Origin of the sequence: Streptomyces sp. cg35 (genome assembly GCF_050410835.1) — a bacterium.
In the GTDB taxonomy this organism is placed as follows: Bacteria; Actinomycetota; Actinomycetes; order Streptomycetales; family Streptomycetaceae; genus Streptomyces.
The window spans coordinates 5,326,848-5,340,745 of the sequence record NZ_CP191268.1; the positions used below are offsets into that span (position 1 = coordinate 5,326,848).

Consider the following 13,898-nt stretch of genomic DNA (forward strand, 5'->3'; position numbering starts at 1 on the left):
TCACCGAGTGTCCCCCAGGAGGTGGGCGCGGAGCAGGTCGGCCGTCTCGGCGGGGTGGGTGGACCAGCCGTTGTGCGCACCGGGGAAATCCGCCAGGTCCAGACCGAGCCGGCCGGCCAGCAGCGCCGCCGGGCGGTACGGGAGATGGCCCCGCGTCGCTGTGCCCGCCGCCAGGACCAGCCGGTCCGAGACGGCCGCGAGGGCGTCGGGATCGGGGACGTACGCCGCGAAGCTGCGGTGCTCGAACCGGATCGCCAGCGGCGCGTTCGCCAGCATGCGCTCCGCCGCCTCCCGGGCGCGCGGCGCGACCGAGTCGCCGTCACGCCGCGGCCGCGGCAGCAGTACCGGTCCCACGCCCTTCAAAAAGCGCTCGCCGGCCGCCGCCAGCCCCTCGGCGACGAGCGTGTCGTGCACCTCCTGGAAGAAGGCCAGCTGCTCGGCCGCGTCCGGCAGCACGCTCCACGACGGCGGCTCGTGCGCGAGGACCCGGCGCAGCCGCTCCGGGTGGCGGGCCAGTAGGTCGAGGGTGACGATCGCGCCGCTGGACGCCCCCGCCACGTAGGCCGGTTCGCCGGGCGCGACCGCGTCCAGCAGGCGCAGGGCGTCGTCCGCGTGGACGTCGACCCGCTGCTCGGCGCGGGGGCCGTCCAGCGTGCTGCGCGAGTATCCGCGCGGGTCGTGCGTGAGGACGGTGAAGGTGCCGGACAGCGCGTCGGCGACCGGGTCGAGGGCCGCCGCGTCACCGCCCGCGCCGGGCAGCAGCAGGAGCGGCGGGCCCTCGCCCCGGGTTTCGTGGTACAGCGTCGCGCCGGGTACGCGGAGCCGGTGTGCGGTGATCAACTGTCGTCCCCTTCGGGCCAGTCGGTGAGCGCGACATGCAGGGCCCGCACGGCGCGCGCCCAGCTCGCGGCCGCCTCGCGCTCGTGCCGGAAGCCGCCCGCGAGTTCGAGGCTGACGAAGCCGTGGAACGTGCTGCGCAGCAGCCGGCCCGCGTCGGTCAGGTCGGGCTCGGCCAGGTCGTAGCCCTGGAGCAGCGCGTACGTGCAGGTGAGATTGCGGCGCAGGCCCGGGTGGTCGTCGTACACCGACGGGTCCAGCTCCTGGCGCTGGGTGGCCGCGTACCGGCCGGGGTGGGCGAGGGCGAAGTCGCGGTAGGCGTCCGCGAAGGCGATGAGCGCGTCGCGGCCCGCCCGGCCCGCGAGCGCGTCCGCGATCCGGTCGGCGAGATCGAGACCGGCCAGGATCGCGACCCCGGTGCGCAGGTCGGAGAGGCTCCTGACGTGGGCGTACAGGCTCGCGTCCTTCACGCCGAAGCCGCGGGCGAGCGCCGCGACGGTGATGTGCTCGAAGCCGACGGCGTCCGCGAGGTCGGCGGCGGCCGCCACCACCCGCTCCCTGGTCAGGCCTGCCCTGGCCATCATGGGCGACTCAACTCCTCTTCCGCTCTTCTTCCCCGTCTTCCCCGCGGACCCTTTTCCTAGGGCCCCTAGGTTTTTGCTTACGGTACCTAGGCGGACTGGGCTGATCAACGGATTTTCGGGTGACCTCGCCGCGCGGCGGCCCCTGATCCGGCGCCCGGCCGGATTCCCTCGGCCCATGACCAGCCCCACCGTGCGCGGCGGCCTCGCCGCGCTGCTCGCCCTCGCCGCCGTCCTGCCGGCCGGCCCGGCCTTCGCGGACCCGGAACCGCCCCGGCCGGCGGCCCCCGCCCCGGCGCTCGTCCCCGGCATCCGGCCCGCACCGTCCCAGCCCTGGCAGCAGGACACCCCGGACCAGACCCTGGCGCCGCACGTGTACCGGCCGAGCGCCGCCGAGGACGCGATCGAGCCCGCCGCGCCGCCCGCCGCGGCCGACGACCTCATCGAGTACGTGCCGCCGAGCGAGGTGCAGGCGGCGCCGGGGAGCCTCGGCGCGCCCGCGGCCGCCACCTGTACGAAGAAGACCGGCAGCCACCAGCGGCAGGTCGAGCGGTGGCTGAAGCTCAAGGTCGACGGCAAGCAGTCGCCCGCCGACTGCAAGGCCGTCCGCGCCTTCCAGACCAAGCAGGGCATCCGCCCGAACATCGGCTACGCCGGGCCCGTCACCTGGGCCCGGATGCAGTGGCTGTCCGCCCGCAAGAACCCGAACGCGGCGAAGAAGTGCCCCACGCGCGCGTACCGCCTCGCCTGCGTCGACCTGCCGCGCCAGCTGATGTGGGTCAGCAAGGGCAAGAAGATCGTCTTCGGCCCCGTCCCGATCCGCAGCGGGCGCGCCGGGTACGTGACCCGCACCGGCTGGCACAAGGTCTACTGGAAGCACAAGAACCACTGGTCGTCGATCTACAACACCCCCATGCCGTACAGCCAGTTCTTCAGCGGCGGGCAGGCCTTCCACGCCATCTACGGCAATGTCCACAACCCGCCCGGCTCGCGCGGCTGCGTGAACATGCGGCTCGCCGACGCCAAGAAGCTGTGGGGCGTTCTGAAGAAGAACGACCGGGTTTACGTGTGGGGACGAAAGCCCGGTACCTGAGGGCTTGTCGGAGAGCTCTGAGAGACTGGGCGCACGATGAACGAGAACGTGACTGCCCCGCTCCGCGCCCGCGCCGAGATCGACCTCGGCGCACTGAAGGCCAATGTGCGGTCCCTGCGCGCCCATGCGCCGGGGGCCGCGTTCATGGCCGTCGTCAAGGCGGACGCGTACGGGCACGGCATGATCCCGGTGGCCCGCGCCGCCAAGGAGGCGGGCGCCGACTGGATCGGCACCGCCACCGCCGAGGAGGCCCTGGACCTGCGCGCCGCCGGGCTGCCCGGCCGCATCATGTGCTGGCTGTGGGTGCCCGGCGGGCCCTGGCGCGAGGGCATCGAGGCCGACCTGGACATGTCGGTGAGCGGCCTGTGGGCCCTGCGGGAAGTCACGGACGCCGCACGCGACTTGGGGCGCCCCGCCCGGATCCAGCTGAAGGCCGACACCGGGCTCGGGCGGGGCGGGTGCCTGCCCGCCGACTGGCCCGAGCTGGTCCGCGAGGCGCTCGCCGCGCAGGCCGCCGGCCTCGTCACGGTCACCGGCCTGTGGTCGCACTTCGCCTGCGCCGACGAGCCGGGCCACCCGTCCATCGCGGCGCAGCTGACCTGCTTCCGCGAGATGGTCGGGTACGCGCAGGAGCAGGGCGTCACCCCGGAAGTGCGGCACATCGCCAACTCGCCGGGCACGCTCACCCTCCCCGAGACCCACTTCGACCTCGTCCGTCCCGGCATCGCGATGTACGGCATCTCGCCGAGTCCGCAGCTGGGCACGCCCGCCGACTTCGGGCTGCGCCCCGTGATGTCCCTCAAGGCGTCGCTCGCGCTGGTGAAGCACGCGCCGGGTGGACTCGGCGTCAGTTACGGGCATCACTACGTCACGCCGGGCGCGACCACCCTCGGACTGGTCCCGCTCGGCTACGCGGACGGCATCCCGCGGCACGCCTCCGGCACCGGCCCGGTCCTGATCGGCGGCAAGCGGCGCACGGTCGCCGGGCGGGTCGCGATGGACCAGTTCGTCGTCGACCTCGGCGGCGACGAGCCGGCCGCGGGCGACGAGGCGGTGCTGTTCGGCCCCGGCGACGCGGGCGAGCCGACCGCCGAGGACTGGGCGGCCGCGTCGGGCACCATCGCGTACGAGATCGTGACGCGCATCGGTTCTCGAGTTCCGCGCGTGTACGTGGACGAAGAATGACCCGGACGACCTGAGACACCGAACGGCATCCCGTAGGAGGAGCGGCACGTGAGCGAGAGCAGCGCACAGGCCACGGCGGCCGTCGCCGAAGCCGCGGCTTCGGCGAGCTGGCGACGGGCCGGTCTCGCCGGTGCCGCGATAGGCGTGGTCGCCGCGGGCGCCGCCGCCGGTGTCGCCATCGAGCGGCTGACGGTCGGGCGGGGCATGCGCCGCAAGGCCCGGCTGGCCCTCGACGCGTCCGGCCCCTACGGCTCGCTGCGCGGCGTCCCCGGCCGGGCCCGCGCCGCCGACGGCACGGAGCTGTACTACGAGGTCGACGAGGTCGAGCCGGACAGCGGCACGGGCACGCGCAGGCGCCGCCTGTTCGGCCGCAGGACCCCGGCCCCGGTCACCGTCGTCTTCAGCCACGGCTACTGCCTCAACCAGGACTCCTGGCACTTCCAGCGCGCGGCCCTGCGCGGTGTCGTGCGCTGCGTGTACTGGGACCAGCGCAGCCACGGCCGCTCCGGGCGCGGCATGGAGCAGGACGTGCGGACGGGGGACGGCACGCCCGTCTCCATCGACCGGCTCGGCGACGACCTCAAGGCGGTCCTCGACGCGGCGGCGCCCGAGGGCCCGATCGTGCTCGTCGGCCATTCCATGGGCGGCATGACCGTCATGGCGCTGGCCGACCGGTACCCCGAGCTGGTCCGCGACCGCGTCGTCGGGGTGGCCTTGGTGGGCACGTCGTCGGGCAGGCTCGGCGAGGTCAACTACGGACTGCCGGTGGCCGGGGTGAACGCGGTGCGGCGGGTGCTGCCCGGCGTGCTGAAGGTGCTGGGGCAGCGGGCCGACCTCGTCGAGAAGGGGCGGCGCGCGACGGCGGACCTGTTCGCCGGGATCATCAAGCGGTACTCGTTCGCGACGCGCGACGTGGACCCGTCGGTCGCCCGGTTCGCCGAGCGGATGATCGAGGGCACGCCGATCGACGTGGTCGCCGAGTTCTACCCGGCGTTCCAGGACCACGACAAGGCGGACGCCCTGAAGCGTTTCGCGGAGCTGCCGGTCCTGGTGCTGGCCGGGGAGCAGGACCTCGTGACGCCGAGCGAGCACAGCGAGGCGATCGCGGCGGTGCTGCCGGACGCCGAGTTCGTGCTGGTGCCCGACGCCGGGCATCTGGTGATGCTGGAGCACCCGGAGGCCGTCACGGACCGCCTCGCGGACCTGCTGGCCCGCGCCGGAGTGCTGGGCGCAGCCGCTACCGTGGGGAGCCATGGAGACACCGGCAGCACCGCACAGCCCGGCGGCTGATCCCGCCACCCCCGTCACGACCGTCACGGTCACCGTCAACTCCCCGGACGAGATGCGGGAGTTGGGCCTGACCCTGGCCAAGCAACTGCGCCCCGGCGACCTCGTCATGCTCACCGGCGAGCTGGGCGCGGGCAAGACGACGCTGACCCGCGGGCTCGGCGAGGGGCTCGGCGTGCGCGGCGCGGTGACCTCGCCCACGTTCGTGATCGCCCGCGTGCACCCGCCGCTCGGCGAGGGGCCCGCCCTGGTGCACGTCGACGCGTACCGGCTCGGCGGCGGCCTCGACGAGATGGAGGACCTCGACCTCGACGTGTCCCTGCCGGACTCGGTGGTGGTCGTGGAGTGGGGCGACGGCAAGGTCGAGGAGCTCGCCGACGACCGGCTGCACGTGCTCATCGACCGGGCGACGGGCGACACCACGGACGAGGTGCGCGTCGTGACGCTGAACGGCATCGGCGGCCGCTGGGCCGAGGCGGACCTGGGCTCGCTCGGCGGCTGATCCGCACGTTCCCCGAACGTTCCCGACAGGGCGTCGGCAAAATGTTGCGCGACGCCCGTTCGGCGTGGTCACATGGAGACCGGCCCTGGTTAGGTTTACCTAACCACGTCTGCTCGGGAGGCGTCCATGTCGGCTTCAGAACGTGACGTGCGGTGTGCTGCGCCGGTCGCGGGGCGTGACCGGGCGCGCGAGGTGTCGATGAGCGAACTGCTGGCGTCGTGCGCGGCGGCCAGGGCGGTCTCCACCCCGCCGGCCGCGGAGGTCCCGGTGTCCGTGCCGCGGGAGCGGCCCGCCGACGCGGCCTGATCCGCCCGACCGGCCCGCGCGGGCGGTGGCTACGGAACGACGACGATCTTCCGGCCGAACGTCGCGAACTCCCACATCGCCTTGCCGTCCGCCCGCGACTCCCGGATGCCGCCGGTCTGCTTCGAGGGGTCCGGCTCCGGCGTGGAACCGTCGACGGCCGCGCTGAACCCGACCGCGACCCCGCCCGTGTTCGCGAACCGCACGACGTGCTCGATCGGCACCCCGTCGGTGCCGGTGATCGTCCCGGAGCGGGAGGTCACCGCGTACTTGCCGGGCGCCGGGTCCACCGTGCCGGGCGTCACCTTGTACGTGCGCTGCGCCTTGCCGTTCGCCCCGACCAGCCAGACCCGGTCGGAGCCCAGCGCGTAGACGACGCGTTCGCCGGCCCCGGACTGCGCGGGCAGCGCCGTCGGGTCGGCCTTGTCCTTGGGGGAGCGGGACGCCGTCGAGGAGGGGGAGGTGCCGTCCTTCGGCTTGCCGAGGTGGGACGGTGCGTTCGCCGAGGCCTGGTACGTGAGGAAGCCGACCACGGCGAGCGCTCCCGCGGTCAGCGCGGTCACGAATCCGGTGCTGCTCCGTGCCACCAGGTGCCTGCCTCTCATGTACGCATGTACGACGCCAGTGACGGCTCTGAGTGACGTTAGCAGCAGGGGCCCGGCGGGCCCGGGTTGCCGGAGGGCGGACGTGTCCGGCTCCGCGGAGCCGTAGGCTGTTTGCGTGCTGCTGCTCGCCCTGGATACCGCCACCCCTGCCGTCACCGTCGCCCTGCACGACGGCACGGCCCCCGTCGCCGAGTCGAGTCAGGTCGACGCCCGCAGACACGGGGAGCTGCTGCTGCCCGCCGTCGACCGGGTGCTCGCCGAGGCCGGGGTGAAGCTCGACGCCGTGACCGGGATCGTCGTGGGCGTGGGCCCGGGACCGTACACCGGACTGCGCGTCGGCCTGATGACCGCCGACACCTTCGGGCTCGCGCTCGGCGTCCCCGTGCACGGCGTGTGCACGCTGGACGGCCTCGCGTACGCCGCCGACGTCGAGGGCCCCTTCGTGGTCGCCACCGACGCGCGGCGCAAGGAGGTGTACTGGGCGCGCTTCGACAACCCGCGCACCCGGGTCACCGAGGCCGCCGTCGACCGGCCCGCCGACATCGCCGAAGCCGTCGCCGGACTGCCCGCGGTCGGCGCGGGCGCGCTGCTCTACCCCGACACCTTCGCGGACCCGCGCGGCCCCGAGCACGTGTCCGCCGCCGCGCTCGCCGCCCTGGCCGCCGAGAAGCTGGCCGCGGGCGAGGAGCTCCTGGAGCCCCGGCCGCTGTACCTGCGCCGCCCCGACGCCCAGGTCCCCAAGAACTACAAGGTGGTCACCCCCAAGTGACCACCGTGACGGCCGAACTGCGCGAGATGCGCTGGTGGGACATCGATCCCGTGCTCGCCCTGGAGAAGGACCTCTTCCCGGACGACGCCTGGTCGCGCGGCATGTTCTGGTCCGAGCTCGCGCACGCGCGCGGGGTCGGTTCGACGCGGCGCTACGTCGTCGCGTACGACGGCGACCGGCTCGTCGGGTACGGCGGGCTCGCCGCCTCCGGGACCGCGTCCGACGGCGGCTCCGCCGAGGGGGCCGACGTGCAGACCATCGCCGTCGCCCGCGACCACTGGGGCACCGGGCTCGGCGCCCGGCTGCTCACCGAGCTCCTGCGGCACGCCACCGCCTTCGAGGCCGCCGAGGTGCTGCTCGAAGTACGCGTCGACAACACGCGCGCGCAGCGGCTCTACGAGCGCTTCGGCTTCGAACCGATCGGCTTCCGCCGCGGCTACTACCAGCCCGGCAACGTGGACGCCCTCGTGATGCGCCTGAACACCAACACCGTGAGTGAAGAGAAGAACCATGGCTGACGAACCGCTCGTCCTCGGCATCGAGACCTCCTGCGACGAGACCGGCGTCGGCATCGTCCGCGGCACCACGCTGCTCGCCGACGCCGTCGCCTCCAGCGTCGACGAGCACGCCCGCTACGGCGGCGTCGTGCCCGAGGTCGCCTCCCGCGCGCACCTGGAGGCGATGGTCCCGACGATCCAGCGCGCCCTGAAGGACGCGGGCGTCACCGCGAAGGACCTCGACGGGATCTCCGTCACCGCCGGGCCCGGCCTCGCCGGTGCGCTGCTCGTCGGCGTCTCGGCCGCGAAGGCGTACGCGTACGCGCTCGGCAAGCCGCTCTACGGCGTCAACCACCTCGCCTCGCACATCTGCGTCGACCAGCTGGAGCACGGCTCGCTGCCCGAGCCGACGATGGCGCTGCTCGTCTCCGGCGGTCACTCGTCGCTGCTGCTGTCCACCGACATCACCTCGGACGTACGGCCCCTCGGCGCGACCATCGACGACGCGGCCGGCGAGGCCTTCGACAAGATCGCGCGGGTGCTGAACCTCGGCTTCCCGGGCGGCCCCGTCATCGACCGGTACGCCAAGGAGGGCGATCCGAACGCCATCTCCTTCCCCCGCGGGCTCACCGGGCCGCGCGACCCCGCGTACGACTTCTCCTTCTCCGGCCTGAAGACCGCCGTGGCCCGCTGGATCGAGGCCAAGCGGGCAGCCGGCGAGGACGTGCCGGTGCGCGACGTGTCGGCGTCCTTCCAGGAGGCCGTCGTCGACGTGCTGACCCGCAAGGCGGTGCGGGCCTGCAAGGACGAGGGCGTCGACCACCTCATGATCGGCGGCGGGGTGGCCGCCAACTCGCGGCTGCGGGCGCTGGCCGAGGAGCGCTGCGAGCGGGCCGGGATCCGGCTGCGCGTGCCGCGCCCCAAGCTGTGCACGGACAACGGCGCGATGGTCGCCGCGCTGGGCGCCGAGATGGTGGCCAGGAACCGGCAGCCGTCGTCCTGGGACCTGTCGGCGGACTCCTCGCTGCCGGTGACGGAGCCGCACGTGCCCGGCCACGACCACGGCCACGATCACGTGCACGAGGTCAGCAAGGAGAACCTCTACTCGTGACCGTCGCGCTGATGTGGGAGGCCCGGGCCGTCGAGGGCCACGGCGAGGAGCTGCTGGCCTGGGCGAAGGCGCAGGGCCTGGAGCGGGAGCCGGAGCGTCGCGAGACGTTCCGGGCGCCCGCCGACCGGGTCCTCGTGATCACCTGGTGGGACGCGGAGTTCGACGCCGAGCTGCCCGAACTCCCCGAGCCCGACGCCGAGTTGGTGACGCGCGCGGTGCACCGGTGGCGGTTCGAGACGGCCTGACGCACGGCCCGGCGGGCGGGCGGGAGAGTCTGAGAACTGACTGAAGATTTCCGAAATCGCGTGCCAACTGGTTTACCGCTGTAATAATTCGGACTTATGTTCCCTCTGTGACTGAGCAGAAACGGTTCCGTGCGCGTGCGGTGAAGGTGGTGGCGATCGCCGTCGGCTGCGTCCTCGTGCTCGGCGGGGCGGGCGCGGGGTGGCTCTACTGGCACTTCGACCACAACATACGCAGCGTCGACATCGACAGTGCCCTCGGCGACGACCGCCCGGCCAAGCCGGTGGCCGTCGCCTCGCCCACAGAGTCCGCGTCGGCGTCGGCGTCGCCGTCGGTCGAGCCGGTCGAGCCGGTCGAGAGGGGCGTCCTCAACATCCTGGTCCTGGGCTCCGATTCCCGGACCGGCAAGGCGAACAAGGCGCTCGGCGGCGGCGACAGCGGCGGGGCCCGCTCCGACACCGCGATGGTCGTGCACCTCGACGCCGGCCGCACCGAGGCGACGGTGGTGAGCATCCCCCGCGACACCCTCGTCGAGCGCCCCTCCTGCCCGACGGAGTCCGGCGGCACGACCTCGGTCGCGTACAACGTCATGTTCAACAGCGCCTATGCGGTGGGCGGTCCGGTCTGCGCGGTGAAGACCGTCGAGCACCTCACCGGGGTGCGCATGGACCACTATCTGGAGATCGACTTCGCGGGCTTCGCGAAGCTCGTCGACGCGCTCGGCGGGGTGAACGTCACGACGACCGAGGACATCGACGACGACCGCAGCCGGCTGCACCTGGAGGCGGGCCACCACCACCTCGACGGCAAGGACGCGCTCGCCTTCGCGCGCACCCGGTACGGCGTCGGCGGCGGCAGCGACCTGGGCCGCATCAAGCTCCAGCAGCAGCTGGTGAAGTCGCTGATGGGCCAGGTCTCGGACAGCGGCCTGCTGACCGATCCGGCCCGCCTCTACAACGTCGCCGACGCGGCCACCGGCAGCCTCACCGCGGACACCGGACTCGACTCGCTCTCCGAACTGACCGGCCTGGCACGCAGTCTGGGCGATCTGCCGGCCGACTCCGTGAAGACGGTGATGATGCCGGTCGTGCGCGCGCCGTCGGACGTGAACCGGGTGGTGGCGGACGAGCCGGAGGCGGGGAAGCTGTGGGAGTCGCTGCGCTGAGGGCCGTCCCGTACGGATCTGCCCGCGTGCGTCAGTGCGTGTACGTCAACAGGTACCGCCAGAACAGCAGTTGACGCACCTCGCTGCCGGGCAGCAGGCGGGCCGACTCCGTGCGGATCTGCGGCAGTGTCATCTCCGGCTGCCGGACCGGGGCCCCGGGCGGGCGTGTGCGGACGCCGCGGACGCGCTCGGCGCCGTACACCGCGGCCCGGGCCACCGCGTTCGCCGGGACCGCGGCCAGGTCCCGGGGCGTGGCACCCGCGGAGCAGCCGAGGACGAGGAGGCGGCCGCCGGGCGCGAGGGCGTCGCGGAAGCGGGTCACCGTGTCGAACGGCATGTGGTGGAGGCCGGCCAGGCAGGCGATCACGTCGTAGTGGGCCGTCGGCAGGGCGGTCGTGGCGGCGTCCGCCAGGCGGTAGCGCGGGCCGCCGCCGGTCGCCTCCGCCGCGGCCAGCGTCGCCGGGTCCGCGTCGAGCGCGTCGACCCGGTAGCCGTGCGCGACGAGGCGGCGCGCGAAGCGGCCCGTGCCGCAGCCGGCGTCGAGCGCGGTGCCGCCGCGCGGGGGCAGATGGCGCAGCAGCAGGCGGTGGTAGTGGTCGTTGTGGTCGAACGGCATGGGGGAGCACCCTGGCAGGCCGGGGGTGAGCGGGGCGTAAGCGCCCTGGACAACCCCGCCGGCCTGCGGGAACGTACGGCCGAAAAGAATCTTCGAAGAAATCCGGCGGCCGTGTCGATCCGGCCGTCCCCTGTTCGACGCAAGGGTGAGAGGCCGGCAGCGGCCACCCGTTCACCACGAGGAGAAGACGATGCCCCGCTACCTGACGATGGTCCGCATCGACGAGAACAACGCCCCCGCCGAGGGCCCCAGCGACGAGCTCATGCAGCGCATGGGCGCGCTCATCGAGGAGATGACGAAGGCCGGCGTGCTGCTCGACACGGCGGGTCTGGCGCCGACCGCGCAGGGCAAGCGCGTGCACTACGAGAAGGGCGACATCACCGTCACCGACGGCCCCTTCACCGAGTCCAAGGAGGTCATCGGCGGCTACGCGATCATCCAGGCGAAGGACGAGGCCGAGGTCCTGGAGTGGACCAAGCGGTTCCTGCGGGTCCACGAGGAGCACTGGACCGTCACCTCCGAGGTCCGGGAGATCGTCGGCGGCTGAGCCTTGGCCGCGGGCCCCGGCCGGTGTCTGATGGTGGGCTGTGACAGAGCAACGCTCCACGGCCCGCCCGGACGCCGCCGCGACCCGCGCCATCGAGACGGTCTTCCGCATGGAGGCGCCGCGCATCATCGCCGCCGTCACCCGCGTCGTGCGCGACGTCGGCATAGCGGAGGAGCTGGCGCAGGACGCGCTGGTCGCCGCCCTGGAGCAGTGGCCGGACACCGGCGTCCCGGACCGCCCCGGCGCCTGGCTCACCGCCGTCGCCAGGCGCCGCGCCGTCGACCTGGTGCGCCGCCGCGAGAACTACGCGCGCAAGCTCGAAGAGGTCGGCCGGGCGACGGAGTTCGCGTACGAGGCACCGGCCGCCGCCGACCCGGACGACATCGACGACGACCTGCTGCGCCTCGTCTTCATGAGCTGCCACCCGGTGCTGTCCGCCGAGGCCCGGGTCGCGCTCACGCTGCGCCTGCTCGGCGGTCTGACCACCGCCGAGATCGCCCGCGCGGTCCTCGCCCCCGAGCCGACCGTGGCCCAGCGCATCGTCCGCGCCAAGCGCACCCTCGCCACCCGCAACGTCGCCTTCGAGGTGCCCTACGGCCCCGACCGCGAGGCCCGGCTCGGCTCGGTCCTGGAGGTCATCTACCTCATCTTCAACGAGGGGTACGCGGCCACGGCCGGGGAGGACCATCTGCGGCCGGGGCTGTGCGAGGACGCGCTGCGGCTGGCCCGGGTGCTCCAGTCGCTGATGCCCAAGGAGCCCGAAGTGCACGGTCTGGCGGCCCTGTTGGAGCTGCAGTCCTCCCGCGCGGCCGCCCGGACGGCGGCCGACGGGGGGCCCGTGCTGCTCAAGGACCAGAACCGGTCGCGCTGGGACATGACGCTGATCCGGCGCGGGTTCGCCGCGCTCGGCCGGGCGGACGCGGCGGCCTCCGGCGGTCCCGGCCCGTACGCGCTGCAGGCCGCGATCGCCGCGTGCCACGCCCGGGCCCACGCGTACGAGGAGACCGACTGGGCCCAGATCGCGGCCCTCTACGCCCTCCTCGCGGTCCGCGCCCCGTCACCGGTGGTCGAGCTGAACCGGGCGGTGGCGGTGTCCATGGCACAGGGCCCGGCGGCGGGACTGGCGATCGTGGACGCGATCGCCGGTGAACCGGCGCTGCGGGACTACCACTTGTTGCCGAGTGTGCGGGGCGATCTGCTGGAGCGGCTGGGGCGGGGGGAGGAGGCGCGGGCGGAGTTCCTGCGGGCGGCCGGGCTGGCCCGCAACGAACGGGAGCGGGAGTTCTTGCTCGGCCGTGCCGACGGCTGATCCGCTGCGGGCGCGGGGGCTCTGGCCCGGACCCGCTCCTCATTCGCCGGAGGGGCTCGTTCCCGGCTGCCCCACCAGCATGGTGGGGGCCCCGGCGACGCGGGTCAGGAACACCGTCGCCGCCCGCTTCCCGAAGGGCTTCGGCATCGCCTTGCGCCGCAGTTCCTCCGGCTCGACGGCCGACCCGCGCTTCTTCACGGTCAGCACCCCGACCTCCCGCTCCCGCAGCAGCGCCTTCAACTTCTTCACGTTGAAGGGAAGCCGGTCGGTGATCTCGTACGCGGTGGCGTACGGCGTCGGGTGCAGCTCGTCCGCGGTGACGTACGCGATGGTCTCGTCGATGAGCCCGCCGCCGACCTCCTTCGCCACCTCGGCGACGAGATGCGCGCGGATGACGGCGCCGTCGGGTTCGTACAAGTACCGCCCCACGGCACGCACTTCGGGGTCCGGCAGCCCGCTCCCGGCCAGCTCCCGCGGCCCGGGGAGCAGAGTGGCCCGCATTCTCCCGGGCTCCGTGCCGAACCACAGCACGGCCTCCTTCACGTCACCCCGGTCCGAGATCCACTCGGCGTCGGCCTCGGCCGGGATCGCCTCGTGCGGGATGCCGGGGGCGATCTTCAGCGCGGCGCGCGGGGCCGAGAGCGCGGCGGTGACGGCCCAGGACAGCGGAGGGGAGTAGGCCTCGGGGTCGAAGATGCGCCCCCGCTTCGTGGAGCGGCGCGCGGGGTCCACGAACACGGCGTCGTACGCGGAGGTGTCGACCTGTGTCACATCCGCCTCGCGCACCTCGATGAGGCCGGCGAGCCCGAGCGCCTCGGCGTTGGCCCGGGCCACGGCGCACGTCCCCGGGTCCCGGTCGACGGCGAGCACCGCGATCCCCGCGCGGGCCAGCGCGATCGCGTCGCCGCCGATGCCGCAGCACAGGTCGGCGACGGACCGGACGCCGAGGGCCCGGAAGGACTCGGCCCGGTGCGTGGCGACGCCGGTCCGGGTCGCCTGCTCGACCCCGTTCGCCGTGAAGTACATGCGGGCCGCGTCCTCGGGCCCGAACTTCGCCACCGCGCGCTGCCGCAGCCGGGCCTGGGCGAGCGCCGCCGAGACGAGCGCCGCCGGGTGCTCGCGGCGCAGCCGGGTGGCGAGCGCGAGCTCCTGCGCCGGGTCGTGGTCGCGCAGTTCTTCGAGCAGGGCCCGGCCCTCGGGGGACAGGAGGGCGGAGAAGTCGTCGGGGGTCGAGAAGGAGCTCACCCG

The 13,898-nt window shown here is 73.7% G+C and carries 17 protein-coding genes; 12 read left to right on the forward strand and 5 right to left on the reverse strand.

What is annotated here, in order from left to right; translation table 11 throughout:
- Positions 1-840, reverse strand: a complete 840-nt coding sequence (locus tag ACQUQD_RS24415) for an alpha/beta fold hydrolase (protein ID WP_428954255.1) — start codon at positions 838-840, stop codon at positions 1-3.
- Complete coding sequence (locus tag ACQUQD_RS24420; protein ID WP_428957643.1) at positions 837-1,418, reverse strand: TetR/AcrR family transcriptional regulator; 582 nt, start codon at positions 1,416-1,418, stop codon at positions 837-839. The genes ACQUQD_RS24415 and ACQUQD_RS24420 overlap by 4 nt, the downstream gene beginning before the upstream one ends.
- 178 nt (positions 1,419-1,596) lie before the next feature.
- Here ACQUQD_RS24420 and ACQUQD_RS24425 point away from each other — a divergent pair, with 178 nt between their 5' ends.
- The 5 genes from ACQUQD_RS24425 to ACQUQD_RS24445 all read left to right on the forward strand — a co-directional run bounded on the left by ACQUQD_RS24425 (position 1,597) and on the right by ACQUQD_RS24445 (position 5,791).
- Entirely contained in the window at positions 1,597-2,511 is a 915-nt protein-coding gene (locus tag ACQUQD_RS24425) for a L,D-transpeptidase family protein (protein WP_428954256.1), read from the forward strand.
- A gap of 36 nt (positions 2,512-2,547) precedes the next feature.
- On the forward strand, positions 2,548-3,696 hold the full coding sequence (gene alr, locus ACQUQD_RS24430) for an alanine racemase (RefSeq protein WP_428954257.1): 1,149 nt from the start codon (positions 2,548-2,550) through the stop codon (positions 3,694-3,696).
- Between the two features lie 48 nt (positions 3,697-3,744).
- Positions 3,745-4,986 (forward strand): alpha/beta fold hydrolase, encoded by a 1,242-nt coding sequence (locus tag ACQUQD_RS24435; protein WP_428954258.1) that lies wholly within the window; start codon positions 3,745-3,747, stop codon positions 4,984-4,986.
- A complete protein-coding gene (gene tsaE / locus ACQUQD_RS24440) occupies positions 4,949-5,485 on the forward strand; it encodes a tRNA (adenosine(37)-N6)-threonylcarbamoyltransferase complex ATPase subunit type 1 TsaE (RefSeq protein WP_428954259.1) in 537 nt (178 codons plus the stop codon). Before ACQUQD_RS24435 ends, tsaE begins: the two co-directional genes overlap by 38 nt.
- Positions 5,486-5,611: 126 nt before the next feature.
- Positions 5,612-5,791 (forward strand): hypothetical protein, encoded by a 180-nt coding sequence (locus tag ACQUQD_RS24445; RefSeq protein ID WP_428954260.1) that lies wholly within the window; start codon positions 5,612-5,614, stop codon positions 5,789-5,791.
- A gap of 29 nt (positions 5,792-5,820) precedes the next feature.
- On the opposite strand, the gene ACQUQD_RS24450 is transcribed toward ACQUQD_RS24445, so the two are convergent.
- On the reverse strand, positions 5,821-6,393 hold the full coding sequence (locus ACQUQD_RS24450) for a hypothetical protein (protein ID WP_428954261.1): 573 nt from the start codon (positions 6,391-6,393) through the stop codon (positions 5,821-5,823).
- 115 nt (positions 6,394-6,508) lie between these two features.
- On the opposite strand from ACQUQD_RS24450, the gene tsaB reads away from it, so the two are divergent.
- The 5 genes from tsaB to ACQUQD_RS24475 all read left to right on the forward strand — a co-directional run bounded on the left by tsaB (position 6,509) and on the right by ACQUQD_RS24475 (position 10,178).
- The gene (gene tsaB / locus ACQUQD_RS24455; protein WP_428954262.1) at positions 6,509-7,162 is read left to right on the forward strand and encodes a tRNA (adenosine(37)-N6)-threonylcarbamoyltransferase complex dimerization subunit type 1 TsaB; all 654 of its coding nucleotides are present in this window, start codon (positions 6,509-6,511) and stop codon (positions 7,160-7,162) included.
- Positions 7,163-7,188: 26 nt separating this feature from the next.
- Positions 7,189-7,680, forward strand: coding sequence for a ribosomal protein S18-alanine N-acetyltransferase (rimI, locus tag ACQUQD_RS24460; protein ID WP_428957644.1), 492 nt, complete (start codon positions 7,189-7,191; stop codon positions 7,678-7,680).
- Positions 7,673-8,770 (forward strand): tRNA (adenosine(37)-N6)-threonylcarbamoyltransferase complex transferase subunit TsaD, encoded by a 1,098-nt coding sequence (gene tsaD, locus ACQUQD_RS24465; RefSeq protein WP_428954263.1) that lies wholly within the window; start codon positions 7,673-7,675, stop codon positions 8,768-8,770. Before rimI ends, tsaD begins: the two co-directional genes overlap by 8 nt.
- Positions 8,767-9,015 carry a hypothetical protein gene (locus ACQUQD_RS24470; RefSeq protein ID WP_428954264.1) on the forward strand — a complete coding sequence of 83 codons (249 nt, stop codon included), beginning with the start codon at positions 8,767-8,769 and terminating at the stop codon, positions 9,013-9,015. Before tsaD ends, ACQUQD_RS24470 begins: the two co-directional genes overlap by 4 nt.
- Positions 9,016-9,122: 107 nt before the next feature.
- Complete coding sequence (locus tag ACQUQD_RS24475) at positions 9,123-10,178, forward strand: LCP family protein (RefSeq protein ID WP_428954265.1); 1,056 nt, start codon at positions 9,123-9,125, stop codon at positions 10,176-10,178.
- 31 nt (positions 10,179-10,209) lie between these two features.
- Here ACQUQD_RS24475 and ACQUQD_RS24480 read toward each other — a convergent pair whose 3' ends face one another.
- Positions 10,210-10,794, reverse strand: coding sequence for a class I SAM-dependent methyltransferase (locus ACQUQD_RS24480; protein ID WP_428954266.1), 585 nt, complete (start codon positions 10,792-10,794; stop codon positions 10,210-10,212).
- A 190-nt stretch (positions 10,795-10,984) separates the two neighbouring features.
- On the opposite strand from ACQUQD_RS24480, the gene ACQUQD_RS24485 reads away from it, so the two are divergent.
- Positions 10,985-11,341 (forward strand): YciI family protein, encoded by a 357-nt coding sequence (locus ACQUQD_RS24485; RefSeq protein ID WP_428954267.1) that lies wholly within the window; start codon positions 10,985-10,987, stop codon positions 11,339-11,341.
- Positions 11,342-11,381: 40 nt separating this feature from the next.
- Positions 11,382-12,650, forward strand: a complete 1,269-nt coding sequence (locus ACQUQD_RS24490) for an RNA polymerase sigma factor (RefSeq protein ID WP_428954268.1) — start codon at positions 11,382-11,384, stop codon at positions 12,648-12,650.
- Between the two features lie 39 nt (positions 12,651-12,689).
- On the opposite strand, the gene ACQUQD_RS24495 is transcribed toward ACQUQD_RS24490, so the two are convergent.
- Positions 12,690-13,895 carry a class I SAM-dependent methyltransferase gene (locus tag ACQUQD_RS24495; RefSeq protein WP_428954269.1) on the reverse strand — a complete coding sequence of 402 codons (1,206 nt, stop codon included), beginning with the start codon at positions 13,893-13,895 and terminating at the stop codon, positions 12,690-12,692.
- Positions 13,896-13,898 lie beyond the last annotated feature (3 nt).